Annotated in this window: 30 protein-coding genes and 1 tRNA gene; 11 read left to right on the top strand and 20 right to left on the bottom strand. The window is 70.2% G+C overall.

Annotated features, from left to right (window positions below; all coding sequences use genetic code 11):
- Positions 1-93: 93 nt before the first annotated feature.
- Positions 94-1,119, top strand: a complete 1,026-nt coding sequence (locus ACWEOE_RS38965) for a helix-turn-helix domain-containing protein (protein WP_452018333.1) — start codon at positions 94-96, stop codon at positions 1,117-1,119.
- A gap of 49 nt (positions 1,120-1,168) precedes the next feature.
- On the opposite strand, the gene ACWEOE_RS38960 is transcribed toward ACWEOE_RS38965, so the two are convergent.
- The 6 genes from ACWEOE_RS38960 to ACWEOE_RS38935 form a co-directional block, all read right to left on the bottom strand.
- Positions 1,169-1,516, bottom strand: a complete 348-nt coding sequence (locus tag ACWEOE_RS38960) for a hypothetical protein (protein ID WP_452018331.1) — start codon at positions 1,514-1,516, stop codon at positions 1,169-1,171.
- A gap of 143 nt (positions 1,517-1,659) precedes the next feature.
- Positions 1,660-2,139, bottom strand: coding sequence for a cupin domain-containing protein (locus ACWEOE_RS38955; RefSeq protein ID WP_452018329.1), 480 nt, complete (start codon positions 2,137-2,139; stop codon positions 1,660-1,662).
- Positions 2,136-3,053 carry an NADP-dependent oxidoreductase gene (locus tag ACWEOE_RS38950; RefSeq protein WP_452018327.1) on the bottom strand — a complete coding sequence of 306 codons (918 nt, stop codon included), beginning with the start codon at positions 3,051-3,053 and terminating at the stop codon, positions 2,136-2,138. The genes ACWEOE_RS38955 and ACWEOE_RS38950 overlap by 4 nt, the downstream gene beginning before the upstream one ends.
- Positions 3,054-3,064: 11 nt before the next feature.
- Positions 3,065-4,291, bottom strand: coding sequence for an MFS transporter (locus tag ACWEOE_RS38945; protein ID WP_452018325.1), 1,227 nt, complete (start codon positions 4,289-4,291; stop codon positions 3,065-3,067).
- Between the two features lie 10 nt (positions 4,292-4,301).
- Positions 4,302-4,940 (bottom strand): HD domain-containing protein, encoded by a 639-nt coding sequence (locus tag ACWEOE_RS38940; protein WP_452018323.1) that lies wholly within the window; start codon positions 4,938-4,940, stop codon positions 4,302-4,304.
- Between the two features lie 118 nt (positions 4,941-5,058).
- Positions 5,059-5,793 carry an alpha/beta fold hydrolase gene (locus tag ACWEOE_RS38935; protein WP_452018321.1) on the bottom strand — a complete coding sequence of 245 codons (735 nt, stop codon included), beginning with the start codon at positions 5,791-5,793 and terminating at the stop codon, positions 5,059-5,061.
- 157 nt (positions 5,794-5,950) lie between these two features.
- Between ACWEOE_RS38935 and ACWEOE_RS38930 the strand changes: the two genes are divergently transcribed.
- On the top strand, positions 5,951-6,958 hold the full coding sequence (locus tag ACWEOE_RS38930) for a GlxA family transcriptional regulator (RefSeq protein ID WP_452018319.1): 1,008 nt from the start codon (positions 5,951-5,953) through the stop codon (positions 6,956-6,958).
- A 25-nt stretch (positions 6,959-6,983) separates the two neighbouring features.
- Here ACWEOE_RS38930 and ACWEOE_RS38925 read toward each other — a convergent pair whose 3' ends face one another.
- From ACWEOE_RS38925 to ACWEOE_RS38910, 4 genes are all read right to left on the bottom strand, one after another.
- Positions 6,984-7,877: an alpha/beta fold hydrolase gene (locus tag ACWEOE_RS38925; RefSeq protein WP_452018317.1), complete on the bottom strand. Its 894-nt coding sequence runs from the start codon at positions 7,875-7,877 to the stop codon at positions 6,984-6,986.
- 219 nt (positions 7,878-8,096) lie between these two features.
- Positions 8,097-8,336, bottom strand: a complete 240-nt coding sequence (locus ACWEOE_RS38920; protein WP_452018315.1) for a hypothetical protein — start codon at positions 8,334-8,336, stop codon at positions 8,097-8,099.
- Positions 8,337-8,455: 119 nt separating this feature from the next.
- The gene (locus tag ACWEOE_RS38915) at positions 8,456-8,725 is read right to left on the bottom strand and encodes an amphi-Trp domain-containing protein (RefSeq protein ID WP_452018313.1); all 270 of its coding nucleotides are present in this window, start codon (positions 8,723-8,725) and stop codon (positions 8,456-8,458) included.
- A 65-nt stretch (positions 8,726-8,790) separates the two neighbouring features.
- Complete coding sequence (locus ACWEOE_RS38910) at positions 8,791-9,309, bottom strand: phenolic acid decarboxylase (protein WP_452018311.1); 519 nt, start codon at positions 9,307-9,309, stop codon at positions 8,791-8,793.
- A 99-nt stretch (positions 9,310-9,408) separates the two neighbouring features.
- On the opposite strand from ACWEOE_RS38910, the gene ACWEOE_RS38905 reads away from it, so the two are divergent.
- The 4 genes from ACWEOE_RS38905 to ACWEOE_RS38890 all read left to right on the top strand — a co-directional run bounded on the left by ACWEOE_RS38905 (position 9,409) and on the right by ACWEOE_RS38890 (position 11,567).
- A complete protein-coding gene (locus ACWEOE_RS38905) occupies positions 9,409-10,062 on the top strand; it encodes a GntR family transcriptional regulator (RefSeq protein ID WP_452018309.1) in 654 nt (217 codons plus the stop codon).
- A 114-nt stretch (positions 10,063-10,176) separates the two neighbouring features.
- Positions 10,177-10,476 carry a hypothetical protein gene (locus ACWEOE_RS38900; protein ID WP_452018307.1) on the top strand — a complete coding sequence of 100 codons (300 nt, stop codon included), beginning with the start codon at positions 10,177-10,179 and terminating at the stop codon, positions 10,474-10,476.
- Positions 10,470-11,087 (top strand): MFS transporter, encoded by a 618-nt coding sequence (locus ACWEOE_RS38895; RefSeq protein WP_452018305.1) that lies wholly within the window; start codon positions 10,470-10,472, stop codon positions 11,085-11,087. The genes ACWEOE_RS38900 and ACWEOE_RS38895 overlap by 7 nt, the downstream gene beginning before the upstream one ends.
- Positions 11,088-11,249: 162 nt before the next feature.
- On the top strand, positions 11,250-11,567 hold the full coding sequence (locus ACWEOE_RS38890) for a hypothetical protein (RefSeq protein WP_452018303.1): 318 nt from the start codon (positions 11,250-11,252) through the stop codon (positions 11,565-11,567).
- A gap of 37 nt (positions 11,568-11,604) precedes the next feature.
- Here ACWEOE_RS38890 and ACWEOE_RS38885 read toward each other — a convergent pair whose 3' ends face one another.
- Positions 11,605-11,799 (bottom strand): hypothetical protein, encoded by a 195-nt coding sequence (locus ACWEOE_RS38885; protein WP_452018301.1) that lies wholly within the window; start codon positions 11,797-11,799, stop codon positions 11,605-11,607.
- A 117-nt stretch (positions 11,800-11,916) separates the two neighbouring features.
- Between ACWEOE_RS38885 and ACWEOE_RS38880 the strand changes: the two genes are divergently transcribed.
- Together ACWEOE_RS38880 and ACWEOE_RS38875 are read left to right on the top strand one after the other, a co-directional pair.
- The gene (locus tag ACWEOE_RS38880; RefSeq protein WP_452018299.1) at positions 11,917-12,366 is read left to right on the top strand and encodes an aldolase/citrate lyase family protein; all 450 of its coding nucleotides are present in this window, start codon (positions 11,917-11,919) and stop codon (positions 12,364-12,366) included.
- Complete coding sequence (locus ACWEOE_RS38875; protein ID WP_452018297.1) at positions 12,363-13,337, top strand: C-terminal binding protein; 975 nt, start codon at positions 12,363-12,365, stop codon at positions 13,335-13,337. The genes ACWEOE_RS38880 and ACWEOE_RS38875 overlap by 4 nt, the downstream gene beginning before the upstream one ends.
- On the opposite strand, the gene ACWEOE_RS38870 is transcribed toward ACWEOE_RS38875, so the two are convergent.
- Positions 13,327-13,899: a TetR/AcrR family transcriptional regulator gene (locus ACWEOE_RS38870; RefSeq protein WP_452018295.1), complete on the bottom strand. Its 573-nt coding sequence runs from the start codon at positions 13,897-13,899 to the stop codon at positions 13,327-13,329. The genes ACWEOE_RS38875 and ACWEOE_RS38870 overlap by 11 nt on opposite strands.
- Before the next feature lie 79 nt (positions 13,900-13,978).
- Between ACWEOE_RS38870 and ACWEOE_RS38865 the strand changes: the two genes are divergently transcribed.
- Entirely contained in the window at positions 13,979-15,364 is a 1,386-nt protein-coding gene (locus tag ACWEOE_RS38865) for a cytochrome P450 (RefSeq protein ID WP_452018293.1), read from the top strand.
- Between the two features lie 71 nt (positions 15,365-15,435).
- Positions 15,436-15,951, top strand: coding sequence for a DUF6630 family protein (locus ACWEOE_RS38860; RefSeq protein WP_452018291.1), 516 nt, complete (start codon positions 15,436-15,438; stop codon positions 15,949-15,951).
- A gap of 643 nt (positions 15,952-16,594) precedes the next feature.
- On the opposite strand, the gene ACWEOE_RS38855 is transcribed toward ACWEOE_RS38860, so the two are convergent.
- Both ACWEOE_RS38855 and ACWEOE_RS38850 read right to left on the bottom strand, forming a co-directional pair.
- The gene (locus ACWEOE_RS38855; RefSeq protein WP_452018289.1) at positions 16,595-16,819 is read right to left on the bottom strand and encodes a helix-turn-helix domain-containing protein; all 225 of its coding nucleotides are present in this window, start codon (positions 16,817-16,819) and stop codon (positions 16,595-16,597) included.
- Entirely contained in the window at positions 16,819-17,295 is a 477-nt protein-coding gene (locus ACWEOE_RS38850; protein ID WP_452018287.1) for a DUF2975 domain-containing protein, read from the bottom strand. The genes ACWEOE_RS38855 and ACWEOE_RS38850 overlap by 1 nt, the downstream gene beginning before the upstream one ends.
- 696 nt (positions 17,296-17,991) lie before the next feature.
- On the opposite strand from ACWEOE_RS38850, the gene ACWEOE_RS38845 reads away from it, so the two are divergent.
- Positions 17,992-18,075 (top strand) — tRNA-Leu (locus ACWEOE_RS38845).
- On the opposite strand, the gene ACWEOE_RS38840 is transcribed toward ACWEOE_RS38845, so the two are convergent.
- Genes ACWEOE_RS38840 through ACWEOE_RS38815 form a run of 6 tightly spaced genes read right to left on the bottom strand, consistent with a single transcriptional unit; the run spans position 18,057 to position 23,410 of the window.
- Positions 18,057-19,805 carry a recombinase family protein gene (locus ACWEOE_RS38840; RefSeq protein WP_452018285.1) on the bottom strand — a complete coding sequence of 583 codons (1,749 nt, stop codon included), beginning with the start codon at positions 19,803-19,805 and terminating at the stop codon, positions 18,057-18,059. The genes ACWEOE_RS38845 and ACWEOE_RS38840 overlap by 19 nt on opposite strands.
- On the bottom strand, positions 19,795-19,959 hold the full coding sequence (locus ACWEOE_RS38835; RefSeq protein ID WP_452018283.1) for a hypothetical protein: 165 nt from the start codon (positions 19,957-19,959) through the stop codon (positions 19,795-19,797). Before ACWEOE_RS38835 ends, ACWEOE_RS38840 begins: the two co-directional genes overlap by 11 nt.
- On the bottom strand, positions 19,956-22,058 hold the full coding sequence (locus ACWEOE_RS38830) for a cell division protein FtsK (RefSeq protein ID WP_452018281.1): 2,103 nt from the start codon (positions 22,056-22,058) through the stop codon (positions 19,956-19,958). Before ACWEOE_RS38830 ends, ACWEOE_RS38835 begins: the two co-directional genes overlap by 4 nt.
- A complete protein-coding gene (locus tag ACWEOE_RS38825; RefSeq protein ID WP_452018279.1) occupies positions 22,051-22,752 on the bottom strand; it encodes a hypothetical protein in 702 nt (233 codons plus the stop codon). Before ACWEOE_RS38825 ends, ACWEOE_RS38830 begins: the two co-directional genes overlap by 8 nt.
- Positions 22,749-23,078, bottom strand: a complete 330-nt coding sequence (locus ACWEOE_RS38820) for a hypothetical protein (protein ID WP_452018277.1) — start codon at positions 23,076-23,078, stop codon at positions 22,749-22,751. The genes ACWEOE_RS38825 and ACWEOE_RS38820 overlap by 4 nt, the downstream gene beginning before the upstream one ends.
- Positions 23,075-23,410, bottom strand: a complete 336-nt coding sequence (locus ACWEOE_RS38815; RefSeq protein ID WP_452018275.1) for a WhiB family transcriptional regulator — start codon at positions 23,408-23,410, stop codon at positions 23,075-23,077. The genes ACWEOE_RS38820 and ACWEOE_RS38815 overlap by 4 nt, the downstream gene beginning before the upstream one ends.
- Positions 23,411-23,477: the final 67 nt, after the last annotated feature.

Genomic DNA, 23,477 nt, shown 5'->3' with positions numbered 1-23,477 from the left:
TTCAAAAGATGAACACCCCGCCCGTTCGGGGGCTGGCCGCATGCTTCGCCGATCCTGCACACTCGGGTTTCCGACGCCGGAGGGGAGCCGACTGTGTCCACTGGGCCGTCTTCCGACGTCTGGCGGCAGTTCCTCGAGGCCGACCGCCGGGGCGCGGCCCGCCCGGAGATCGAGGAATCGTGGGTGCGCTCGCGCCAGTGGGGCGTCGACCCCGAGCGGCTCGACCTCGCCGACGCCGACTACGACCCCGAAGCCCTCCTCGTCGTCGTCGGCAGCCGGGTCATCCCCGGCACGGCCGACCTGCTCGTCGGCGACTCGGCGTCGGTCGCGCTCGTCGACCCGCGCGGAACGCTGACCTGGCGGTGGGAATCCGATCCGGCTCTGCGGCGTGACCTGCAGCAGGTGGAGGTCGAGCCGGGGCACCGCTACGTCGAGGACGGCGTGGGCACCTGCGGCGTCGGGCTCTCGATGGCGGTGCGCTCCGCGTCGATGGTGGTCGGCGCCGAGCACTACAAGCAGGCCTGGCACCCCTACACCTGCGCGACCGCGCCGATCGTCGACCCGACCACCCGGCTGCTGCTCGGCTCGGTCAACGTGTGCTGCCGCGCCGAACACACCAACCGCTTCGTGATGGCCGCGGTGGTCGCCTTCGCCGAGCGCCTGCGGTCCGCGTTGCGCGACGCGGCCACGCCCCGCCAGCGCCGGCTCGTCGACGCCCACATGACGTTCCGGTCCCAGCCCGGCACGACGGTGATCACGCTCGACAACGAGATCCTGATCAGCGACGGCGGCCCCGCCACCGGCCTGCCCGACCGCGCCATGCTGTGGTCGGCGCTGCGCGAAGCCGGTCCTTCGGCCACCCAGCTGGCGCTGGCGGACGGCCGCGTCGCCACCGTCCGCCCGGTCACGCCGGGCCGGTTCGAGGATGGCTGTGTGCTGATCTTCACCGTGCCCACTCCGGCCGCGCCGGAAAACCCGCTCCAGACCGCGGAAGCCGAGATCATCCGCGAGGTGCTGATCGCCTGCCGCGGCAACAAGACCGCGGCGGCTCGGCGGCTCGGCATGGCCCGCGGCACGCTGTATAAGCGCATCCGACGCCACGGCCTGGCCGAAGGCTGAGGTCACGCCTGCTGCGAGTGCTTCGGCAGCAGGCCGACGAGCAGCAGCATCACCACGTAGACGCCGGCACAGATGCCGAACACCAGCTCGGCACCGGCCAAGTAGGCGGCCCGACCCGGGCGGAGAACACCGTGCCCAGCGCCGCGACCCCGAGGGCGTTCGCGAACTGCTGGGCCGCGTTCAGCACACCGGCGCCGGGGCCGACCTCTTCGGTGGTGGCGTCGCCGAGCACGAAGTCGAACAGCGGCACGAACAGCAGTCCGAGCCGAAGCCGGTCACCAGCAGCGCCCGCCAACGGCAGGCCAACCAGGACGACTCCTGGGTGCTCAGCCGGGAGGACCTCGTCGCCCGCTTCGACGCCCTCCCGGCCGACCGGTTCCCCCACACCCGTCGCCACGCTGCGGAACTGACGTCGGGCACTGGCCGCCAGCGGTTCGACTTCACCTGTCGCTGATGCTGGACAACCTCACGAAGTCCTGATCAGGCTCGCAGACGTGGACCGCTCGCTCGGCCGCGTGCCGCTCGTTCCAGACCGCGATCTCAGCCGTGCGGATCGTCCACTTTCAGCTGCTCCCCGGTCGTCGCGACGAACACCACCAGCAGCTTCGCCGGCGCGGTCGCGCTGACGTTGTCGGTGGCGACGTGGTGGGCGCCCGGCGCCTCGGTCCAGTTCTCGCCCTGGTGGTACGTGTGCGGGGGCTCGCCTTCGAGCCGGCTGCGGACGGTGCCTTCCAGCACGTAGGCGTAGACGAACGCGTCGCCGTGGCGGTGGGGAGCCGCGCTCGCCGAGGGCGGGAAGGTGACGATCGCCGAGGTGAAGGTCTTGCCCGCCACGTTCGGCAGCGCCTGGGCGAGCAACGGCGTCAGTGTTTCGGCCGGGTTCGCGGCCGCCGACACGGAAACCGCAGGAGCGGCCGCAGGAGCGGCCGCGGGTGCGGCCGACGAACACGCGACGGCCGCGAGTGCCGGCACCAGCACGGCGCCGGCCACACGCAGCGAGGTCATGCGCAGCCAGTTCACGCGTCCTCCGCGACCCGGATGATCGTCTTCCCCGCCACCCGCTGCCGGCGGGCGAACGCCTCCGGCGCCTCGGCCAGCGGCCGCACCGCGCCGACGATCGGCTTGAGGCGCCCGTCGACCACGCGCCGCGCCACCTCCGTCAGATGCGCACGGTTCGGCTCGACCACGAAGAACACGGCGCGCCCGTCGGCCGGCTGCGTCGAGGGCGGTGCGGCGATGGTCACCAGGCTGCCGCCGGGGCGCACGAGCGGGATCGACCGCTCGAACACCTCTCCGCCGATCACGTCGAACACGACGTCCACCAGGCCGGCGGCCTCGAGTGAACCGGTGTCGACGAAGGCGTGGGCGCCGAGGCCGAGCACGACGTCGCGGTCGGCGGGCCGGCCGGTGCCGATCACACGCGCACCCACCTCCCGCGCGAGCTGCACGGCGAGCGACCCGACACCGCCCGCGGCGCCGTGCACGAGCACGGTCTGGCCGGCCGCGAGCGAGGCGTGGTCGAAGAGCCCCTGCCACGCCGTGAGCCCGGAGATCGGCAGGGTCGCGGCCACGGTGTGGTCGATGTCGGCCGGCAGCGGTGCGAGGTTGCGCGCCTCGACGGCGGTGTACTCGGCCAGCGAGCCGTCGCGGGCCCAGTCGGTGAGGCCGAACACGCGCTGGCCCACGCTCAGGCCGGTGGTGCCGTAGCCCAGCTCGACGACGACACCGGACAGCTCGTGCCCGGGCACGCTGGGCGTGCGGTCGCGCCCGGCGCGGTCGGTCCAGGTGGTGGGCCACTCGAGCTCACCGGGGGTGAAGCCGGCGGCGTGGACCTGCACGATCACGTCGTTCTCCGCGGCGTGCGGGTGGGGCACGTCGGTGAGGGTGAGCCCGGCGACGCCGGCTTCCTGATCCGATACGGTGACGGCTTGCATGGCGAGTCCTTTCAGGACAGTTGCCCGGCGGGTTTCGCCGGTGGGGTGGAGCGGCGGGTCTGGAGCGCGGCGCCGAGGGACAGCACCCCGACGAACGCGAGGTAGGCGTACCCGGTTGCCTGGAGTCCCCACGAAGGAGCGACGAGACCGGCGGCGAGGGAGGGCAGGCTCAGCGCGGCGTAGCTGACGACGTAGGCGGCGGAGAACACCTCCGACCGCGTCTTCGCCGTGGTCGCGGCGCTGATTCCACGCAGCGTCCCGGTGAACGTGAGGCCCACGCCCAGCCCGGCCACGATCGAGCCGAGGAGGAACACGGCGGCCGAGCCGGCGGCCAGCGCGCCCGCGAGCGCCACCGCGCCCACGACCAGCAGGACCGCGCCCATCAGGGTGGCGACCCGCGCCGGGTGCCGCGCCGCCCACAGGCCGCCCGCGCTGTTGGCGAGGAACAGCACCGCGATGCCGAGGCCGCCCGCGGCGGCGAACCGCACGTGCAGCACGTCAGCCATCAGCGACGGGGCGAGGGCGAGGAACAGGCCGGTCAGCGACCAGCCCGCGACGATGGCGGGCACCGCGCCGAGGAACGCCCGCCGCGTCTCCCGGGGCACGCGCGCCCTCGGGCGCAGCGACGTCAGCGCGCCGGGACGCCGGCCGGCCGTCTCGGGGATGGTGAGCACCAGCGCGGCGACCACCATGAACGCGACGGTGAGCACCGGGAACACCGCCGCGTCGGGCCGCGGGTCGAACTGCACCAGAAGGCCCGTGAGGCCACCGCCGGCCGCGAGCCCGAGGCTCGTGCCCACGGCCGTCATCATCGGGCCGCGGTGCGGGCGGCCGGCTGGGGACAACTCCACCAGGCCGGCGGCCAGCGCGCCCGTCGCCAGGCCGGTGGCCAGCCCCTGCACGATCCGCGCGGCCACGAGCGTGCCGACGCCGCCGGCGGCCCAGAACAGGCCCGTGCCGGCCGCGGCCACCAGCATCGCCGCGACCAGCACCGGCCGCCGGCCGACATGGTCGCTCAGCGAGCCGACCGTCAGCAGGGCGGCGACCAGCCCGGCGACGTACACGGCGAACACCACCGTCAGGACCGTCACCGAGAATCCCCACCGCTGCAGGTACAGCGGGTAGATCGGCGAAGGGGCACTCGTGGACGCCATCAACAGCACGTTCGCGAAGACCAGCAGGCCGAAGGACGCGCCTCGGCCGAGGCTGCGCCGTTCGTTCATCACGAGGCCGTTCATCACGCGCCGGTCAGCTCGACCAGGGCGAGCCGACGATGCGCTCGACGGTGGTGGTGCGGGTGAAATCGGGGACGAAGTGCTCGAGGATGTCGGAGTTCACCGTTCCGTTGGTGGTCTCCGGGCGGTGCTTCAGCGCGTCGACGAAAGTGCGCAGGAAATCGGTCTTGAAATCACCGCGCGGGTGCACCGCGAGGATTTCCTCGACCGCTCCGAGGTCCAGACCGTCGAACCCGAAACCGAGCACGTCGGTGAGCACACCGAGGTGCGTGGTCGCGATTTCCGGGCCCATCCGGCCGGGAATCCCCGGCGTGGTGTGCAGGGCGATCGCGGTCCACACGGTGTCGGCCGCCTCGGTCGAGAAGCCGCGCTCCAGCAGGAACTTGCGCCCGTGGTCGGCGCCGTCGACCTCGAACCGCTGCTCCACGTCGGAAAACGGCGTGATGAGACCCGTGTCGTGGAACATGGCCGCGAGGTAGAGCAGTTCCGGATCAGGCTTCACGCCGAGGCGCTGCGCGTGGAACTGGCTGAAGAAGAACACCCGCCGGGAGTGGTGGTAGATGAGCGGGTTGGTCGTTTCCCGGATGAGCCGGTCGGCCTCCGCGACCGCTGCCGTCTCCGGGACTTCCACCCCCGCGATGATCTCTGACATGACTGCTGCACTTTCCGTTCTTGGTCGGTGGATCGTGTCCGACATCCATGGTGCCGATTCACGCGCGCGTTCTGCCGCCTTCGTCCGGCCAGGAACCACTCAGATCGGGACGCGCCGCTCAGCCGTCGACGGTGTGCGAGTGCAGCAGCGCCGAGACGAAGGCGTCGGGCCGGGTCAGGAACGCCTCGTGGTCACCGGGAACCGGGATCGGCTCGACCCCGAGCCGGCCGGGGAAGCGCGGGCACCAGGCGTGGTCGCCGGGCGGCATCGCCAGGTCGCTCTCGCCGGCCAGGTAGCTCACCGGCAGCCCGAGGGACGGGAAAGCCGGTGCGTGCAGGGGTTCCTCGAAGTAGCGCATGGGCTGGGGCACGAGCAGCTCGTACACCAGCTTCTGCACGGGTTCGGGGGTGTCCTGGGCGAAGGCGCTCTGCCACACGGGGTAGGGCAGTACCACGGAGTCCTCACCGGACTCGCGGGCCAGCTGCCGGAAGAGCTCGGCGTGCCCGGGCGGGACGTCGTCGACCAGTGCCACGCCGTTCTCGGGCACGAACGCGCTGTGGAAGACCACGCGCCGCACCCGCTGCGGAACCCGGTGGGCCGCACCGAAAACCGGGTAGCCGCCCCAGCTGTGGGCGACCAGCGTGACGCCGGTCAGGTCGTTCGTGTCGAGGAAATCGACGACGAAGTCCACTGTGTCCGCGAGCGAGAAGCGGCGCGGATCGTCGCCGTCGGCGAGGCCCGGCAGAGTCAGCGCGACCACGGAGTGGCCGGCGGCCCGCAGCCGCTGCGCGACCGGGCGCCACGACCACGCGCCGTGCCAGGCCCCGGGAACCAGAACGTACGTCTCCACCATGGTCCGAATCACCTTCCTGCGGCTTCGTTGCCAGAGGGCCAGCGCCTGTGACGGGGAGAACGTAGCTTGCTGTTCAGTTACGGTCAAGCTTTGTAACGTAATAAGACAGGCCCGCCACCTGCGCACTTTTGTGGTCACGGTGTGCTACGAATGGGCGGTGCCCCTGTCCGCCGCCTCTTCGACCGCCCCCGCCCGGCGTTCCGGCTCCGCCGCGCACGTCGTGGCGATCCTCGTCTACGACGGGGTGACGCTGCTCGACGTCGCCGGTCCTGCCGAGGTCTTCCAGGAGGCCAATCGGTTCGGCGCCGACTACCGGATCGTCCTGGTGTCGCCGACGGGGGAAGGCGTCACCGCGAACCTCGGGTTCGGGGTCACGGTCGAGGGCTCGGTGTGCTCGCTGCCCGCGCCGGACACCTACCTCGTTCCCGGGTCCAACCTGTTCCCGCGCACGCCCGTACCGAGCCAGCTGGCCGAAGCCGCGCGCGTGCCCGCGGCCGGGGCCCGCCGCGTGGCGTCGATCTGCACCGGCGCGTTCATCCTCGCCGCCGCCGGCCTGCTCGACGGCAAGCGCGCGACCACGCACTGGAGCGTGACGCACGAGCTCGCCCACCGCTGCCCGACGTGCCGCGTCGAACCCGACGCCATCTACGTGCGCGACGGCTCCACGTACACCTCCGCCGGCGTCACCGCGGGCATCGACCTGGCGCTCGCGCTCGTCGAAGAGGACCACGGCCCCGACCTGACGCGCGACGTCGCCCGCGCGCTCGTGGTCTACCTGCAGCGATCAGGTGGCCAGTCGCAGTTCTCCGCGCCGCTGCAGGGCCCGCCGCCGCGGTCCCCGGCGCTGCGCACGATCACCGACCTGGTCACGGCGAACCCCGAGGCCCACTACTCGCTCGGCGACCTCGCGAAGCACCTCAACGTGAGCACCCGCCAGCTCACCCGGCTCTTCCACGACGAGCTGTCCACCACGCCGGCGCGCTTCGTCGAGAACATCCGCTTCGACCTGGCCCGGGCTTTCCTCGACCAGGGCCATACCGCGACGCGGGCCGCGACCCTGGCCGGTTTCCCCAGCTACGAGGCCTTGCGCCGCGTGTTCGCGCGCAAGCTGTCCATCAGCCCGGCCGCCTACCAGCGCCGGTTCAGCACCGCCCGCCGCGGCTGACCCGCCTCGATCCACAGAGGACCGTTCACGGCCGGTGCACGGCGTCCAGGATCACGCGCGCGATCGTGTCCGGGTGGGTGAGGAACGAGAGGTGACCCGAGTTGACGACGGTCGTGCGCGCTTTCATCCGGGTGGCCACGAAGCGTTGCAGCTCCGGTGACGTCGTGCGATCGGCCGTGGTGACCACGTAGCTGCTGGGCTTGCTCTCCCACGCGGCGGCCGTGGTTTTCGTCGCGAAGAGGTCCTGCGCCACCCGGCCCTGCGCGGTGTAGAGGACCTTCGCCTTCACCGTCGGGACGCCGTTGGCGAAGTCCTTGAGGAACGCGTCTTCGGTCAGCTGGCCGAAGCCGTTGCGGTACACCAGCCCCGCGCTCGCCGGCGCCGCCGGGAACTTCGCCGTGAGCGCCGGGTAGTCCTCGCCCGCCTTCGGCGCCCGCGCGGACAGGTACACCAGCGCGTCGACGGCGTCGTGCACGCCGGCCTCGCTGATCACCGAGCCGCCGTAGGAATGCCCCACCAGCACGGTGCGCCCGCTCTGCAGGTCGAGCTCCCGGCGCGTCGCGGCGACATCGTCGGCCAGCGACGTCAGCGGATTCTGCACCGAGGTGACGGTGACCCCAGCGGCCTGCAGCCGCATGATCACGTCGCCCCAGCACGACCCGTCGGCATACGCGCCGTGCACCAGCACCACCGACCGCCGCGGCTTCGGCCTCGCCGCCGCGGCCGCCACGCCCGGCACGGCCAACCCGAGCCCACCGGCGGTGACACCCAGTGCGGCGATGCCAGCGAACGACCGCCGCGTCAGCGGCGCCGCCGTGTCCGAATGATCAGAATGCTGCGCGTCCGTGCGCTTCATGGCCGAAAGCTCCCCTTGGTGCCGGTCCACGCCTGTGTCCACGATGGACAGTGCGGCGCTCACGAAGATCACGGTACGCCGTGCGGGGTCACAACCGTGTCATCGGCGCCGTGGCCATCCGGTGGGCCGGGGTCAGACGGGCAGCGTCGGTGGGCCGCTCGGACGGTTCCGGTGCAGGGGGCGGGTCGGAACCGGGGAGCAGTCACCACCACAGGGGAGCTGATTTCGGGGCGGAGTGCTGTTCGGTCGGGGGACAGGGTGGGATGAGGGACGCGGCGCGGGTCACCCCGCGGCGGTCAGCGTCGTCACCTCGAGCCACATCCGGCGGTCGAGCAACAGGTCGATGTCGGCCCACATCGCGCGTTCGGCGTCGCGGTGTGAGGGGGGCAGGTGGGCGATTTCGCGGTACAGCAGGGCGATGTGCTGGTCGACGGCGGACAGGTCGGGGCAGAGATACAGAGTGCCGGTGTGGCCCGTGACCGTGGTGAGGGCGTCGGGGCCCGGCGGCTTGGTCGATGCCATGAATCCAGAGTCGCAGCGTCGCCCGGCCTGCACATTGCCGCCAGCCGCCGTCCCGGGGCGGGTGCTGGCCGGAATACCCCGGTACCAGCCAGCCGGTACGGATGCGGCCGGCGAAGGGCTCACGTCGAGGCGGCGCGCCGGCGGCCACCGGTGGCGGCGGCACGACCGGTCGACCACTTCAGCTCCACTTCCAGCTCCACCTCACGCCCGTCGATCTCCACCTCGATCTCGACCTGCACCGAGTCGGGCACGTGGACCTTCACCGTGCTCGCGCCGAGCGCGATCTCGACCTTCCCGCTCTCCTCCAGGGCGGCGGCCAGCTCGGCCAGCTTCCGGGCGGCGTCCTGACGCGACAGCGTCTCCTTGCGCTCGACCTCGACATCGGACATCGCTGACGCTCCTTCACCCTCGAAGTCCCCGGCAGGAAGACCACCAGCCGCCCGCGCCGGCCGCATCACCTGCCAAGCGTGAACTGCCCGGCGACCAGGTCCGACACGTAGCCGGCGGGCAGGTCGCGCGGAGCGCACGCGATCACGTCCTCGTCCCCGACGCCGCGCTCCGCCAGGAAGCAGATGTCCGCGAACTCCTCCACGACGTGCAGCGGGTAGACCGGCCCCTCGTCCCGGTACCGGGTCATCGTCTCGAGCGCCTCGTTCTGGTACCGGCTGGTGCGTTCCGGGTGCAGCTCGACCCACCGCGGGAAGAAGATCGCGTCGTGCACCCGCAGGTGGGCCAGGTCGAGGTCGAGCGACACGACGGTGCCGGTCGGCTCGACCCAGAACACCTTGTGGATCCCCGCCGGGAGCGCTCGCTGCGTGATCTCCTGGTCCTTCACCCAGCGCCCGGCCACGATGCTCTCGTGCACCCGGTAGTCGATCACGGTCTCGCTCTTGAAGTAGATCTCGTAGAACCAGCCGTTGTCGTAGCGCAGCAATAGGTGTTTGCCGGTGATTCCGGTGTTTTCGCTCGTCATACCCCTCAAACTACTCGTGTACGAAATATTAGTACACGAGAGATCGGGCACAATCCGACGCTTCTGCCGACTGTCGACGAAACCCGATACCATCACGCCGTGGAGTCCCGGCGTTTCGACCGCATCGCCCTGCCCTCGCTCGTCGACGAGTGCCACCGCCGGATCAAGGAGCAGATCCTCTCCGGTGAGCTCGGCCCGAGGGAGCGGTTGCGGGACTCGCTGCTGGCGCAGGCGATGGGGATCAGCCGCTCGCCCGTCCGGGAGGCGCTGCGGCGGCTCGAACAGTCGGGGCTCGTCGTGAAGTCGGCGAACCAGTCCTACCGGGTCGTCGAGGTCGACGCCGGGGACGCCGCCGAGCTGGCCGCCCTGCGTCTCGCCGACGAGGGCCTCGCGGTCCGCGTCATCGTCCGCGACAAGGTGTCGATCGAGTCCCTGCCGCCGCTCATCGAGAACATCCGCACCGCGCCGGCGGGTCACCTGGAGGCCGCCGACGCCGACGCGGCCTTCCACTCGCAGGTCGTGGCGCTGGCCGGCCTGCCGCGGCTGCGCGCCCGCTACGCCGACCTCACCGACCAGATCCGCCTCATGCTCACGTCCCGCGACGGCTCGCCGGCCATCGACCGCGACACCCTGTGGCGCCACCACGTCATCCTCTACGAGACACTCGAGCAGGCCATCCGCTCCGGCGAGCCCGGCGAGGCGCTGCGCGTGTGGGAAGACCACCTCAACCACACCATGTCGACGCCCGCCTGACGTTCAACCGGCCCACGGTGCGCCACCGGAGGGGAGTTTTCAAGGCTCGATACTGTCGACAGTCGCCAATACCCTGTCGACACGATCGAGCAAAGGAGCTCCAGGTCGGATCCAGTGCAGGAGAGAGCGCAGGACAGACTGCTCCCCGGACAACCGGCGGTCCCGGACCCCTCCCGGCAACGATCGCTGCGCGCGATCGCGGCGGCGAGCGCCGGGACGTTCATCGAGTGGTACGAGTACGGGCTGTACGCGTTCGTCGCCGGCCTGGCGATCGCGCCGTTGTTCTTCGCGCAGGCCGGCAGCCTGGCCGTCCTGGCCACGTTCGTGACGTTCGCCGTCGGCTTCGTCGTGCGGCCCGTCGGCGGAGTCGTGCTCGGCGCGCTCGGCGACCGCTGGGGCCGCGGCCGGTGCTGATCCTGTCGATCATCCTCATGGGCGTGGCCACGACCGGCATCGGCGTGCTCCCGCCCTACGCCACGATCGGTGTGTGGGCGCCCATTCGGCTGGTCGTGCTCCGCAGGCTCCAGGGCTTCGGCGCCGGCGCGGAACTGGCCGCCGCGATGATCTTCGTCAACGAGTCGACCGGCAGGAAGGGCAAAGGCGTCTCCGGCGCCCTGATGAACATCGGTTCGATGCTGGGTTCGGTGCTGGCGCTGGTGTTCTTCACCGTGCTGAGCTCCGAGCTGAGCTCTGCCGACTTCAAGCAGCGGGGCTGGCGGATCCCGATCCTGTTCGGCGCCGTGCTCACGGTCGCCGGGCTCGTGCTGCGGCGCAAAGTCGCGGAGTCGCCCGAGTTCGAGCACATCGCGGCCGAGCAGCGGGCCGGGCGGGTCGAACGCGGCCGTGCCAACCCGCTCGCCGCGATGGCCTGGCCGTTCCGGGAGAGCCCGCGCAACTTCGTCGCGTGTTTCTCCTGCCCTCGGGCCTCAACGTCACCGGCTTCGTCGCCCAGGCCTTCGGGACGAGCTACCTCAGCTCGACGATCGGGCTCACCTCGACGCAGACGCTCCTCACCACGCTGCTGATGATGGGCCTCGGCCTCTTCGCCCTGCTGTTCTGGGGCCGGCTGTGCGACCGGATCGGCGCGCTGCGGGTGCTGTACAGCGGTGCGCTCACCGGGATCCCGTTGGCGTTCGCCTACTTCGCCTTGCTGAACCGGAAACCTCGCGCTGATCATCATCGCCGGCGTGGTGCTGTGGGGCGTGGGGCGGGCCGCCGGGCTCTCCGCGCAGACGGTGCTGCTGCCGGCGTTGTTCCGCACCGAGTTCCGCGGATCCGGGCTCACGTCGTCACGCGAACTGCAGGGCGGCTTGATCGCCGGGCCCGCGCCGCTCATCGCGAGCGCGCTACTGCTGGCGATGGGCGGCCGGCCGTGGCTCGTCGCGCTCTACATCGCCGCCGCGCAAGTCCTCACGGTGCCCGGGATGCTGCTGGCGCGGCCCGTGGTGTCCCGGCGCGAGATCGACGAGGTCTCCGCACTCAGCGGCGTCCGTCCCGCTGTCTGAAAACCCTTCGACGAAACGGAGTTCTGAGCATGGCCCGCTACAACCTGCGTGGTGGGCTGGCCCGCGAACCGCTGTTCGCGACGAACGTGATGGCCACCTCGCCCGTGGTGGTCGAGGCGCTCGGCGCGACGCCCTTCGCCGCGGTGTGCCTCGACATGGAGCACAGCACGCTCTCGGCGGGTGCCGTCGAGGACCTCGTGCGGGCGGCCGACGTCCACGCGAAACCCGTCATCGTGCGGGTGCCCGAGATCCCGCGTGTGCTCGCCGCCGGCGCCGCCGGACTGATCGTGCCGCAGGTCGAGACCGCGCGGCAGGCGCGTGCGGTCGTCGACCTGCCCGGTACGCGCCGGTGGGCCGCCGTGGCCTCGGCCCCGGCCGCGGCGCCGAGTACGGTGCGAGCCTCGCTGCCGCGGACTACGTCGGCCAGGTCAACGAGCGCACCCTCGTCGCCGTGCAGATCGAGTCGGCCGCCGGTGTCCGCGGGGCCGAGGAAATCCTGGCGACGCCGGGCATCGACTCCGTGGTCATCGGGCCCGGTGACCTCTCGATGTCCCTCGGCGTGCGGCCGGGCGCGCCTGAGTTCTGGGCGGCCATCGAGCACGTGTACGCGGTCGCACGCGAGCACGGCGTCGCCCCCGGGTCCTTCTGCTTCCGCGACGACCACGTGGGCGAGCTCATCGGCCGTGGCACCCGATTCCTGTTGCTGGCCAGCGATCTCGGGTGGATGCTGCAGGGCGCGGCGGCGCAGTGGGCCGGGCCGCAGAGCGTGCTGGCGGACGCCGCGGCGGTGACCCGATGAGCGCGCGCGTCGTGATGACCAGCACGGTGATCCCCCTCGCCGCGGATGCCGCCGAGGCGTTCGCCGGGCTGGACGTCGACTTCTCCGCGGTGGACGCTCATTCGCCGGAGGAGCTCGTTCGCGTGACACGGGGCGCGGCCGCGGTGATCACGCTCGGGGAACCGTTCACCCGCGAGGTGATCGAGCAGCTCGACGGCTGCCGGTCGATCACGCCGTTCGGCATCGGCGTCGACAACGTCAGAGTCGCCGCCGCGACCGGCCGGGGCGTCTGGGTGACCAACGTGCCCGACGCGAACTACCGCGAGGTCGCCGGCCACACGATCGCGCTCGCGCTGTCGTTGAGCCGGCGGATCGGCGTGCAGAACCGCGCCATGCACGAAACCGGCCGCGCGCCGCTCGCACTCGCCCGCGGGACCCGGCGCCCGGACGAGCAGACCTTCGGCCTCGTCGGGCTGGGCCGCATCGGGCGCCGCGTGGCGACCATGGCGAAGGCGATCGGCTACCGGGTGATCGCGGCGGATCCACTGGCTTCCCCTGCGGCGGCGCGGGAATCCGGCGCGGAACTGGTGTCGTTCGACGAGGTGGTCGAGCGGTCGGACATCCTGTCGCTGCACGTGCCCCTCACCGACGAGACCCGCGGTTTCGTTGACGCGGCCGTGCTCGCGCGCATGCCCGTGGGCGCCATCCTCGTCAACGTCTTCCGCGGCGGCCTCGTCGACGAGCCGGCGCTGGCCCTGGCCCTGCGTGAAGGCCGTCTCGCCGGCGCCGGGATCGACGCTACATCGGTGAGCCCCGCACCGATCCCGGACGGCCACCCGCCGCGCGGCCTCGACCAGGTGCTGCTCACGCCGCATTCCGCGCACTACAGCGAGGAATCCTTCGCCGAGATCAAGGCGAAGGCGCTGGCCGACGTCGCCCGCGTGGTGCGTGGCGAACGGCCGGTCTACCCGATGAACGAGCTCATGGCGTGACGTCGACGGCGGCGAACAGGGTCCGCACGCAGATGTCGCGCAACTGCTCGTGCGTGACCTTCGGCTCGTCGAGCCAGTCGAGGATCAGCACGGCCACGAAGGCCAGCCAGCCGCGCACGGCCAGCCGGGTGGTGTCGGTGACCGGTCGCAGCAAGGCGAGTGCGGCCAGGATACGTTCGCTGTTCGCCGCCATCCCGGCTTCGCGGATCTCCCGGATCTCGCGGTCGGCGTCACCGGCCCAGCGGTGCACGATGCGGTAGCCGTCGGGATGGGTGCGGGCGAACTCGAGGTAGACGTCGAGCCCGGCGCTCAGCTGCTGCGCGACCGGCAGCGCGGGGTCGGGCTCGCTCATCGCCAGGAGCTGGTCGCGCTGCCGGCGCACGATCTCGGCGAAGAAGTCCTTCTTCGTGGGGAAGTAGTGGTACAGCAGGCCGCGCGAGACCTGGGCGATCTCGGCGACCTCCTCGATCCACACCTCGTCGTACGGCCGGCTCGCGAACAGCCCGGCGCCGATGCCGAGCAACTGCTCCCGCCGTTGCTCGGTGCTCAGCCGCGTCCGCATCCCCCGAGCTTACTTGACACCGGTTCAGTATCGGGGGATCGTCACCTTATTGGATCTGGGTTCAATAAGGGGGCGACGAGTGGACACCACCGGGATTCCGCACCGGCCGGGCCGGCTGCCGGTGATCGGCGACCTGATCGGGTCGAACCCGCGCACGCCGTTGCAGGACACCCTGCGCGTCGGGCAGCAGGTCGGCCCGGTCTTCACGCGCAAGTTCTTCGGCTTCGAGATCGTCTTCGCCGGCGGCGTCGACGTGGTCACGCAGCTCAACGACGAGACCAAGTTCGGCAAGCACGTCGGCCTCGGGATCGCGAACCTGCGCGCCCTGGCGGGCGACGGCCTGTTCACCGCCCACACGAACGAACCGAACTGGCGGCTGGCCCACGACATCCTGCAGCCGGCCTTCTCGGCCGAGGCGATGCGCCGCTACCACCCGGTGATGCTGGAGGTCGCCCACGAACTCACCGCGGCGTGGGACGGCGCCACCGGTCCGGTCGATGTCGCCGCGGACATGACGCGGTTGACGCTCGAGACGATCGGCCTCGCCGGTTTCGGCTACCGCTTCGGCTCTTTCGAACGCACCGAGCCGCACCCGTTCGTCACGGCCATGATCCGCGCGCTGCGGTTCGCCCAGCTGCAGAACACGAAGCTGCCCTTCGTGCGCCGCGCCTTCGCCGGCACGCGCGCGCAGAACAAGGCCGACATCGCGACCATGACCGACCTGGTCGACGAGGTCATCGAGACCCGCCGCCGCGAAGGCGGCGAAGCCCGCGACCTGCTCGGCCTCATGCTCACCGAGGGCCACCCGGAAACGGGGGAGCGCCTCGACCCGGTCAACATCCGCAACCAGGCCATCACCTTCGTCGTGGCGGGTCACGAAACGACGTCCGGCGCCCTGTCGTTCGCCCTCTACTACCTGACCCGCAACCCCGACGTGCTGGCCAAGGCCCGCGCCGAGGTCGACACCGTCTGGGGCGACGGGGATCCGGCCTTCGCGGACGTCGCCAAACTCCGGTACGTCCGCCGCGTTCTCGACGAGTCCATGCGCCTGTGGCCCACCGCCCCCGGCTACTCCCGCGAGGCCAAAGAGGATGTCCTGCTGGCCGGCAAATACCGGATGCGCGAGGGAGACTGGGTCATCGTGCCCCTGCCCCTGGTCCACCGCGACCCGGCCGTCTGGGGCCCCGACCCGGAGAGGTTCGACCCGGACCGCTTCGAGCCCGCCGAGGTCCGCAAGCGCCCCGCCCAGGCCTACAAACCCTTCGGCACGGGCGACCGCGCCTGCATCGGCCGCCAGTTCGCCCTCCACGAGGCCGTCCTGGCCCTCGGCCTGGTCCTGCAACGCTACGACTTCGAGGCCGATCCCACCTACGAGCTCGAGATCGCCGAATCCCTGACCCTCAAACCGAGCGGCTTCACCCTCCGCCCGCGCGCCCGCACCCGCACCGCGGCGTCGGCTCGGTAGTTCCACCGTCACGGACCCCGGGAGCCGGCTGCGATCATCACCCGCACCCTGGCTCCCGGGGAGGACCCCCGATGACCACCCCCGCCCGCGACGCCCTCATCCGCGTCGCCACCCTGCTGGCGCCCGACGTTCCCGAGGTGTCCGCCCGCGCCACCGCCGCCCTGGACGACCCCGAGGCCTACGTTCGCGAGCACGCCGACCGCCTCGGCCAACGCGGCATCGACGAACCCTTCGACGGCCTGCCCTGGATAGCCCTGGTGGACGCCCTCGACGACCACGGCCTCCTCACCGAGATCGACTGGAAGGAATCCCCGGACGACATCACCGCCGGACTCCGCAACCTCCGATCGGCCCCCCAATCCGACAAGCTGTGGGCCACCCTGGCCGAAAGCGAACTCCCCACCTACGAGTTCCTCGAGGAAGCCGGGGAACAGCTACACGCCCTGAACACCGCCCTCGCCGTCCTCGACATCGAATCAGACTGCTACCCCCTCGTCCTCCTCCCCACCAACCGCGGCGACGACCTCCTGGAGCTCGCGAAGGCCGCCGGGTTCGCCGCCGCCGTGTACGGGCGCGAAGACACGTAGCGATCCCGGTGGCCACGCCGCCCTCCACGCGCAGCGACGCTCGACCGCGCCGAGCCGACGTCTCGACGTGCCCGCCGGAGACCGACCACACGGGACACGCGGCACGGTTGCCCGCCACGAACCGCGGCAACGATGGCTGGTTAACTGGCGGGGTTCAACCCCGATGGGTGCCGTCGACGTGCAGCACGCGTTGGGCACGGAGACCGAAACCGAACGCCCGTCTCGTCCGGCATGGAACTCCGCGCTGGCGACTTGGCGGGGTTCGTCCCGACCAGCCCGTCGACGTGCGGGATGCGTTGGGCGCGCAGACCGAGATCGAAGGGCCCGTCCGGTCCGGCGTGAACCTCTGCCGGCCCAAGCAGCGGGCCGAGCCGGACTCGCCGGCCCAGCCCCACCTCGTTGACGTCGCTGTCGGCCGCAGGACCGACCTGCTCACGAGCGGTGCCCTCAGGATCTCCTCGCGACCATCCGCCGATAGGGGGCGGGACCTTTGCCCCTGCCGTCGAATCGCTGCCCCCCGAAACAGGAGACAGACACTCCTCACCAGCGCGCTGTCACCCGAGAGTCACCCGCGTCGCCGCCCTGACGACCACAGCCCACCGGCCTGCGACCTCCCGCCACGCTCCACCGCGGCCCCCGTATCTCAACACGCTTCCGAGATGCCCTCGGCTTCCCACCGCAACAAATCACCAGGCTGACACTCGAGCACCTCGCACAACGCGGACAACGTCGCGAACCTCACCGCTTTGGCCCGCCCGTTCTTGAGCACCGCCAAATTGGCCGGCGTAATCCCCACCCGCTCCGCCAGTTCCCCCACCGACATCTTCCTCCGCGCCAACATCACATCAATGTCCACTGCGATCGGCATCAGATCACCTCATCCAACTCCGACCGCATCCGCGCCGCCTCACCATCCCGGGCCACCGCCTGTGCCAACAACATCCGCAACACGACCACAACCAACGCGACCCCGAGAATCGCCACCCCGATCCCGCCCATGATCAGCGTGACCCCGGGATCGTCCCGCTGTCCCGGCGCATTCACGATCGTCACCGCAAACCACACAACCGCCGCGGCCACAATCGCCCCGATCACCCCATCCACATACCGAAACGCCGCGTGCGAAAAGACCGTCCCGCGCCGCACCATCCCCACCAACCGCCCCACACACCACACCGCGAGCTGCACCGCCCCCATCCCCACGATCACCATCACCCGCAACGCCGTGAGCGGCATCGTCCCGTCCTCGGGCTTCACCGCAAACGCCACCACCATCCCCACCTGCACGAACAACGTCCCCACGAACACCACCACAAGCACCACCCTCAGCGCCTGCACCGTCACCTTCCCCACAGTTCGCCCTCCAATCGACTCACGATGGAAATCTATCGTAAATCGATAGGTTCGGGCCACCCCCCTAGCCTCGCTACGTTGACCCCGGCCCCACGCGACCCTGCCGCGCGCTCATCACCCCACCAGTACATCTCGACGCGCGACCCTCACCGCACTCGTCTGCCGTTCTCCCACCGCGTCGGCAAGTCCTGCCCGTGCCGGCCGCTCCCGCCTCGACCCTGCCGACGTGGGTGGCACACTCGGCCTCGCCTGGCACCCCGAAAACGGTCATCAACTCACCTGGCCGAAATCCCCACCGCGACCTCTGAGTCCCTGCGCCGCACGTAACCTCACGCTGGCACTCGAACTCGGCTCCAGTGCAAACAGCCAAACCAGGCGGCGACGCCAGTACTCCACCTGCACATCCACCTCGCCCCACGGCTGCGCCCAGTCCTCCCGGAGCGGCCCCGCCGGGCACCTCTCTCGCCACCACCCCGCCCCTCGCGAACCACGCCCACCGGCACGAGGCCTACGACATCTGTCCCCACAACGACCTAGCCTTCGCCCGAAAACCACCCTGACCAGTCACTATGCGAGAGTGCACCCCTCGTGATCAAAACGGATTATCGTCCCATCCGCCTCTTGAACACCAGGTGACACCCCCCTGAAAACGGCCCTCCAGCGGTCGTATACTCTCTTCATCAGCAAGTCCGAGTGGCGGAATGGCAGACGCGCTAGCTTGAGGTGCTAGTGCCCTTAACGGGCGTGGGGGTTCAAGTCCCCCCTCGGACACACGCACTATCTACACCGGGGCTGGTCGTCGCATAGACGACCAGCTCTTTTGGTTCGTAGCGTAGTTCAAGGTTCAGCGCACGGTACAGGCGGCTCAAGCCTGCCGTCGTCGCGTCGGCCACCGTCCCGCAGACGTCGCCGAGGGCATCAATCCTCGCGTAGATCTCGGCGACCGTCACGTTTGACTCTGCGGGGATCGTGTCAATCTGCGCCCGCGCCGCCGCGCACTCGGCCTGCGCTTGGTTGATCGGGTCGACAAGCGCCGCCGGGTCGACTCCGGCGGCAATGGCTGCCTGGTAGCGCTTGAGTCGGGCTTCGGCGTCCGCAAGCCGGTTGCGTGCAGCTTCGAAGTTGCCGCCCGCGCCGGTGCCGTTCGACCCGAGAAGCGCTGCCGCCGTCTTGTCGACGTTGTCCCGGTGGAACAGCTCGCCGATCCACCCGTTGATTGCTTCGACTACAACCGATTCACGGAGGTTGACCGTCGTCGGATGATCCGCCAGTTTCAGGGACCCGGGCGCCATGGTCCGCGAGGTGCAGCGGTAGTAGGCGCCCTTCCTGATTGTCGCGCCTTGCATCTTCCGTCCGCAGACCCCGCAGCGCACGAGACCGCGGAGCAAGTAGGAACGCGCAGTCGTCCGTCCTCCCCGCTCCGCCTTACGCGCGGTCGCGAGTCCGCCGGCGGACTTCGAACGCCGCAGAAGCTGTGCCTGCGTGAAGGTTTCCACGGAGATGATCTCCGGGTGGGCCGGCACTCGTGACCGAACGACGCGATCCGGGTCGGACCGTCGAAACCGCACCACATGCCCAGCGGCCACGTCATCGGGATCCAACAGCGTCTCATGCTTCGTCCAGCGCCCGAAGATCGCGTATCCGGTGTATCGCGGGTTATCCAGAATCGCGCGCACAGAACTGCCTTGCCATCCATCCGCGCGCCGGTGCCGATTCTGCTCCGGCCGACGCTCCGACGGACACGGAATCCTCTCCACGTTCAAAAGGTTCGCGATCGCTCGATCGCCGTTGCCGTCCAGGTACTCGGCGAAGATCCGGCGCACGACGCCGGCGGTCTCTTCTTCGATCTCCAACACCCGCAACCGGAATCCTTCCGCTGCCTTACGCGGATTCGGGTGCGGACCGCCGTCGACGACCTTGTACCCGTACGGCGCGCGGCCGCCCTGGTGACGTCCTTCGTTGATCACCTGGGCATCCATCGCCGCGCGGACGCGTGCCTGGACGTGTTGGCGCTCCGATTCGCTCATGCCGCCGAGCACGCTCATCAGCAACTTGTGCGACGGGTTCCGCGGGTCGTACTTCCCGCCCAACTCCGGCACCCACAGATCGACGCCGTAGGCAGCGAACTTCGGCGCGATCAGCGAGAACTGGTTGCCGAACCAGCACCGCGTACCCTCGCCGACCACGATCGCATCCCACCCGCGACGCGGATTCTTCAGCTCGGCGAGCAGGCGCGCGCCTTCGACCCGCCGCTCCCACGGAACGGACCGCGACTGCCCGATGTCGAAGAACTCGGCCACGACCTGACCGCCGAGGGGTTCGACGAACTTCCGCGCGTTCCCGACCTGCCAGCCGCGCGAAGTCTCCGGGTCCTGGTTGTCCTCGGTCGAGCATCGGCCGTACACCGCCAGGGTTCCTACCCCGTCGTCTGGCTCAGCGACTTCGAGCCCCAGGACCTCGTCCAGCGTCGTCCACGGGTCGCTGACGATTTCAGCTGCCACGGTTCACCTCCTCCGCCGGTTCATCCGGTACCGGCGCCTCAGTCAGCTCGATCAGGACGGCGAGCAGCGCACGCGCTACGGCGGGCGTCAGCTTTGGCAATCCCGCAGGTAGGATAACCCGAATCTGGTGGTCGTCCGAGTGCGTCGCGCTCATTGCCGATCATCCTCGGTCGCCGGTGCAGCTTGGCGTGCCACTCGATCGAGAGATGTCCTGATTTCAGCTGTCAGGTAGCCGCGAACTTGGCGAACGCCGCTGCCTTCGCGCGGGACGCGGCCTCGAACCCGTTGGCATCCGATATCGGCCATGAGCTGCGCAAAGTCCTTCGGATCGATCGCCAGCGCCTCGACCAGCTCAAATGTTGGTACGAACTCTCGCGCGTCGCCGTCCAGATGCGCCGCCAAGGCTCCCAGTGACCCCGGCAGCTTGACCGGCTCTGGCGGCGTCTCACCCGAGTCGATCACCTTCAGGGTGTTCTCGATCGCCAGATCGGAGCCGGCCGCGTGCCCGGTCAGCGTCCGCTCGGCCTCGCGCAGCTCTCGACCACGCCGGCAGATGGTCTGCCAGTCCTCGTTCGGCATGTAGTAGGTCCGCACCGTCAGCGCGAGTACGTCGGCGCCGGCCTGCGTGTCGCCGTCCGGCCGCAGGATCCCCACGCCCTTGTGCGACGCAAGCAGCCGGCTGCTGTCATACCCACGGGTGTTCATCTGCTCGCCGAGCACGATGTTGCTGTCCCGCCAATCCATGACGCGAAGCGCGAACCGCGACCCAAGCACGGCGCGGAGCCCGGACGGAATTGTCTTCGAGTCCGGCCGCTGAGTCGCCAGCGCCAGCACGATCCCGGCCGCCGGCCCCTTCTTAGCCAGCCACGTCAGCAGCTCACCGACGTACTCGCCGGCCGTCAGCGCCTTCCCCTCCACCTTGACGGCCGTCCGATCCTCCAACGGAACCTGCACCTCATCGATCACCACCGCCGTAATGGGCATGTCCAACGTCCGGTCCCGCGACATCTCCGGCGTCACCTTCGACTCCGGGCACGTCTCGTCGTCGAGTTCCCGCATCCGCCTGTACCGCCCCTGCACCTCGCCGACCAGCTCGACGAGCCATCCAGCCAACGCCAGAACGTGCGCGGACTCGTCGCCCGACATGAACCGATGGGCGACCCGTGCCGCCGCGTCCCAGTCCTTCCCGGCCTTGAAATCGGCCACGTAAAGCCGGGTGTACGGATCGAGGATCAACCCAGCCGCGGCAAGGCGCGTCGCGAACGTCTTACCCTGCCGAGGAATTGCACCAACCAACAACGACGTCCAGACCAGCGGAAGGTCCACACGCCGATCCCGCGCATCCCGTCCAAACGGGACCGGCCGCCAAGCATCCCACCGTTCAACCTGCAGCAGTGGCGTCCGGATCGGCGGAGCCGCGTACGGATCTTCATCCGCCACCCACATCGACACCCGCCCCGCGTGCCCGCCGTTCCCACGCACCCGCTCGACGATCAGCTGAACCTCATCGACAGCGAGCGCCGAAGCCAACGCCTCCCGGTTCTTGATCACGTCCGCAGCCTTGCGCGTTGCCGGCAAGTCAACGATGATCGCCCACCCGAACCCCATCCGGGTCGCACGCTGGACCAGGCGCAACGTCTCGTCCTTGCCAATCAGCTTCGCGTCACGGAACGCGTCCACCAGAACCTGCGGATCCATAGTCCAGGTGAGCGTCCGCGGCCCCGACAAGACTGCCTTGCGACCCGGGCTGCCTTCTTTCTGGCGCCCGAGGATCGCCAACGCCAGCGCGGCCCCGCCGCCGATCACCCACAACGCGACTTCGCCGTACAACAGATCCCCGAGCGCGACCACCACCGCTGTCGCGATCGCCACCGCGGCGGTGACCTTCCATCGGAACAGCGTCAACGCCCTGATGTCCCCGAACTTGTCCGCCAACTTCTCCGCTTGCTCGGCGGCCTCCCGGAAGTCCCGCACGGTCACCCAGCCACGCCACCAGCGAACGCCGAGCACAAGACCGCGGAACACCGCGCCAACCAACCGAAACGGCGAGCGAAGCACACCGACAACGAAATCCTTGACAGCCTGCCGAGCCTGATCCCGACGCTTCAACCACAACGGCACCCGCGGCGAGTGGAGCCACCAGAACACAAACCGCTCCCGCCGCGACGCGCGCGGCCGCGGTTGCGGCAACGTGTCGTCAACCAGCTCCCCGTCCAACACAGGGTCCGCCTTGACCGGCAACGAGTCAGCCATTGGCCACCTCCGCCCGCAACGCCCGAGCCAGCCGCGGTGACAACCCACGTGAACACCCCGTCGCCCGGCGCACCCATGCCGGCGTGATCTCGACGTTCGGCGCCCAGCTCTCCCGAGCAATCGCGAGGTAGTCCGCGAACAGCACCCGCCGCCCCGGGTTCATGGCCTCGTCCTCATGAACGGCCTGCCGTTCAGCAGCGACGAGCACCGCGTCAGTCAGCTTGTCCCGAAGATCCGTGATCGCCTCGACCGCGACGAACACCACCAGCGGCGGCACGGAGTGCAGCACGATCGCCGCCGGCTCACCGGCCACGAACGACGTCCAGGTATTCATGACGTAGGTGGCCGCGAGCGTGAGCCATTTCGCCCGCCGCACCCACGCACCCGTACGAACCTGGTACCGCGCGGTCACCTGCTCCGCCCGCAGGATCGCCAGCAACACCAACGACACCGTCGGATCCAGCACCCACGCTGCCACCCACGGCAGCGACCACGCCCGGGTCCCTGCCGACGCGAACCCCTGCACGTTGGTCATCGTGAACGCCAACCCGAGCACGATGCCCGACCAGCACATCCAGTCGACCTGCCGCCGCACCCGCTCGATCCGCAGCGCGACGACGTCCGGATCCGTCTGGTACGCCCGCACCTCGGCGGCCTCCGCCGCGTCCCGGGCCAGCCGTTGAGCCCGCGTCATCGCCGACCACCCCGCTTCGACGTGTCGGCGGTCGTCACGGTCATGGCACGAGTCAGCGCGTACGCCGCGAACAACGCCGGCAGCCCAAGCACCGCGAGCAGCAACCACCCGGAACCCGCGTGAGCGATCACCACCCACTGAACAGCGACGATCAACCCGGCGTTGAACAGCACCCGCCCAGCCAGCGACACCAGCCGCGCCCCGCTCCGAGCGGCTTCGGCGGCAGCCTTCGCCCGACGGGAGCCCGCCCGCCAGACCCAGAACAACACGAGCAGAACGCCGACGCCGGCGAGGATCTGCGTGGGCGTCACGGTGAGGCCGTTCATCGCTCACCTCGATCGATCCGCTCGCCGCGGCTCAGCCAGTGCGGATGCAGCGCGCGCCGGTCGTCGTCGGTCAGCCCGCCCCAGACGCCGACGGTGTCGGCGCCACCGGTGCGCAACTCCAGCTCTAAGCACTCGTCCCGGACCGGGCAGCCACCGCACAGCCGTTCGGCCAACTCCTGGTCATCGCGAGCGTCGGGCGGATCCTCGTCCGGCGGCGGCCACATACAGGCTCCGTCGCTGGTCACGATCTTGTGCAGCACGTCTGTGGGGACCCAACGCAGCCGGTCCAGGCGCCACGCGATGCCGATCAACCGCAGCTCATCCGTGCTCATCGAGCACCTCCGAGCAGGCGGTTCAGCTCAGCCGAGGACACACGAAGCCCGTTCCGGCATCGGGTCG

This window comes from Amycolatopsis sp. NPDC004368 (genome assembly GCF_053602515.1).
Note: the sequence above shows the minus strand (reverse complement) of the source record. Positions and strands in the feature narration are given on the sequence as shown.

What these genes read in the sequence shown, in the direction of transcription:
- ACWEOE_RS38950 (WP_452018327.1), bottom strand. Translation starts at nt 3,053, where the DNA reads ATGCAAGCCGTCACCGTATCGGATCAGGAAGCCGGCGTCGCCGGGCTC.
- ACWEOE_RS38945 (WP_452018325.1), bottom strand. Translation starts at nt 4,291, where the DNA reads ATGAACGGCCTCGTGATGAACGAACGGCGCAGCCTCGGCCGAGGCGCG.
- ACWEOE_RS38940 (WP_452018323.1), bottom strand. Translation starts at nt 4,940, where the DNA reads ATGTCAGAGATCATCGCGGGGGTGGAAGTCCCGGAGACGGCAGCGGTC.
- ACWEOE_RS38935 (WP_452018321.1), bottom strand. Translation starts at nt 5,793, where the DNA reads ATGGTGGAGACGTACGTTCTGGTTCCCGGGGCCTGGCACGGCGCGTGG.
- ACWEOE_RS38920 (WP_452018315.1), bottom strand. Translation starts at nt 8,336, where the DNA reads ATGGCATCGACCAAGCCGCCGGGCCCCGACGCCCTCACCACGGTCACG.
- ACWEOE_RS38915 (WP_452018313.1), bottom strand. Translation starts at nt 8,725, where the DNA reads ATGTCCGATGTCGAGGTCGAGCGCAAGGAGACGCTGTCGCGTCAGGAC.
- ACWEOE_RS38910 (WP_452018311.1), bottom strand. Translation starts at nt 9,309, where the DNA reads ATGACGAGCGAAAACACCGGAATCACCGGCAAACACCTATTGCTGCGC.
- ACWEOE_RS38885 (WP_452018301.1), bottom strand. Translation starts at nt 11,799, where the DNA reads ATGACGGGTTTCGCGTGGACGTCGGCCGCCCGCACGAGGTCCTCGACG.
- ACWEOE_RS38875 (WP_452018297.1), top strand. Translation starts at nt 12,363, where the DNA reads ATGAGCGCGCGCGTCGTGATGACCAGCACGGTGATCCCCCTCGCCGCG.
- ACWEOE_RS38870 (WP_452018295.1), bottom strand. Translation starts at nt 13,899, where the DNA reads ATGCGGACGCGGCTGAGCACCGAGCAACGGCGGGAGCAGTTGCTCGGC.
- ACWEOE_RS38860 (WP_452018291.1), top strand. Translation starts at nt 15,436, where the DNA reads ATGACCACCCCCGCCCGCGACGCCCTCATCCGCGTCGCCACCCTGCTG.
- ACWEOE_RS38855 (WP_452018289.1), bottom strand. Translation starts at nt 16,819, where the DNA reads ATGCCGATCGCAGTGGACATTGATGTGATGTTGGCGCGGAGGAAGATG.
- ACWEOE_RS38835 (WP_452018283.1), bottom strand. Translation starts at nt 19,959, where the DNA reads ATGAGCGCGACGCACTCGGACGACCACCAGATTCGGGTTATCCTACCT.
- ACWEOE_RS38830 (WP_452018281.1), bottom strand. Translation starts at nt 22,058, where the DNA reads ATGGCTGACTCGTTGCCGGTCAAGGCGGACCCTGTGTTGGACGGGGAG.
- ACWEOE_RS38825 (WP_452018279.1), bottom strand. Translation starts at nt 22,752, where the DNA reads ATGACGCGGGCTCAACGGCTGGCCCGGGACGCGGCGGAGGCCGCCGAG.
- ACWEOE_RS38820 (WP_452018277.1), bottom strand. Translation starts at nt 23,078, where the DNA reads ATGAACGGCCTCACCGTGACGCCCACGCAGATCCTCGCCGGCGTCGGC.
- ACWEOE_RS38815 (WP_452018275.1), bottom strand. Translation starts at nt 23,410, where the DNA reads ATGAGCACGGATGAGCTGCGGTTGATCGGCATCGCGTGGCGCCTGGAC.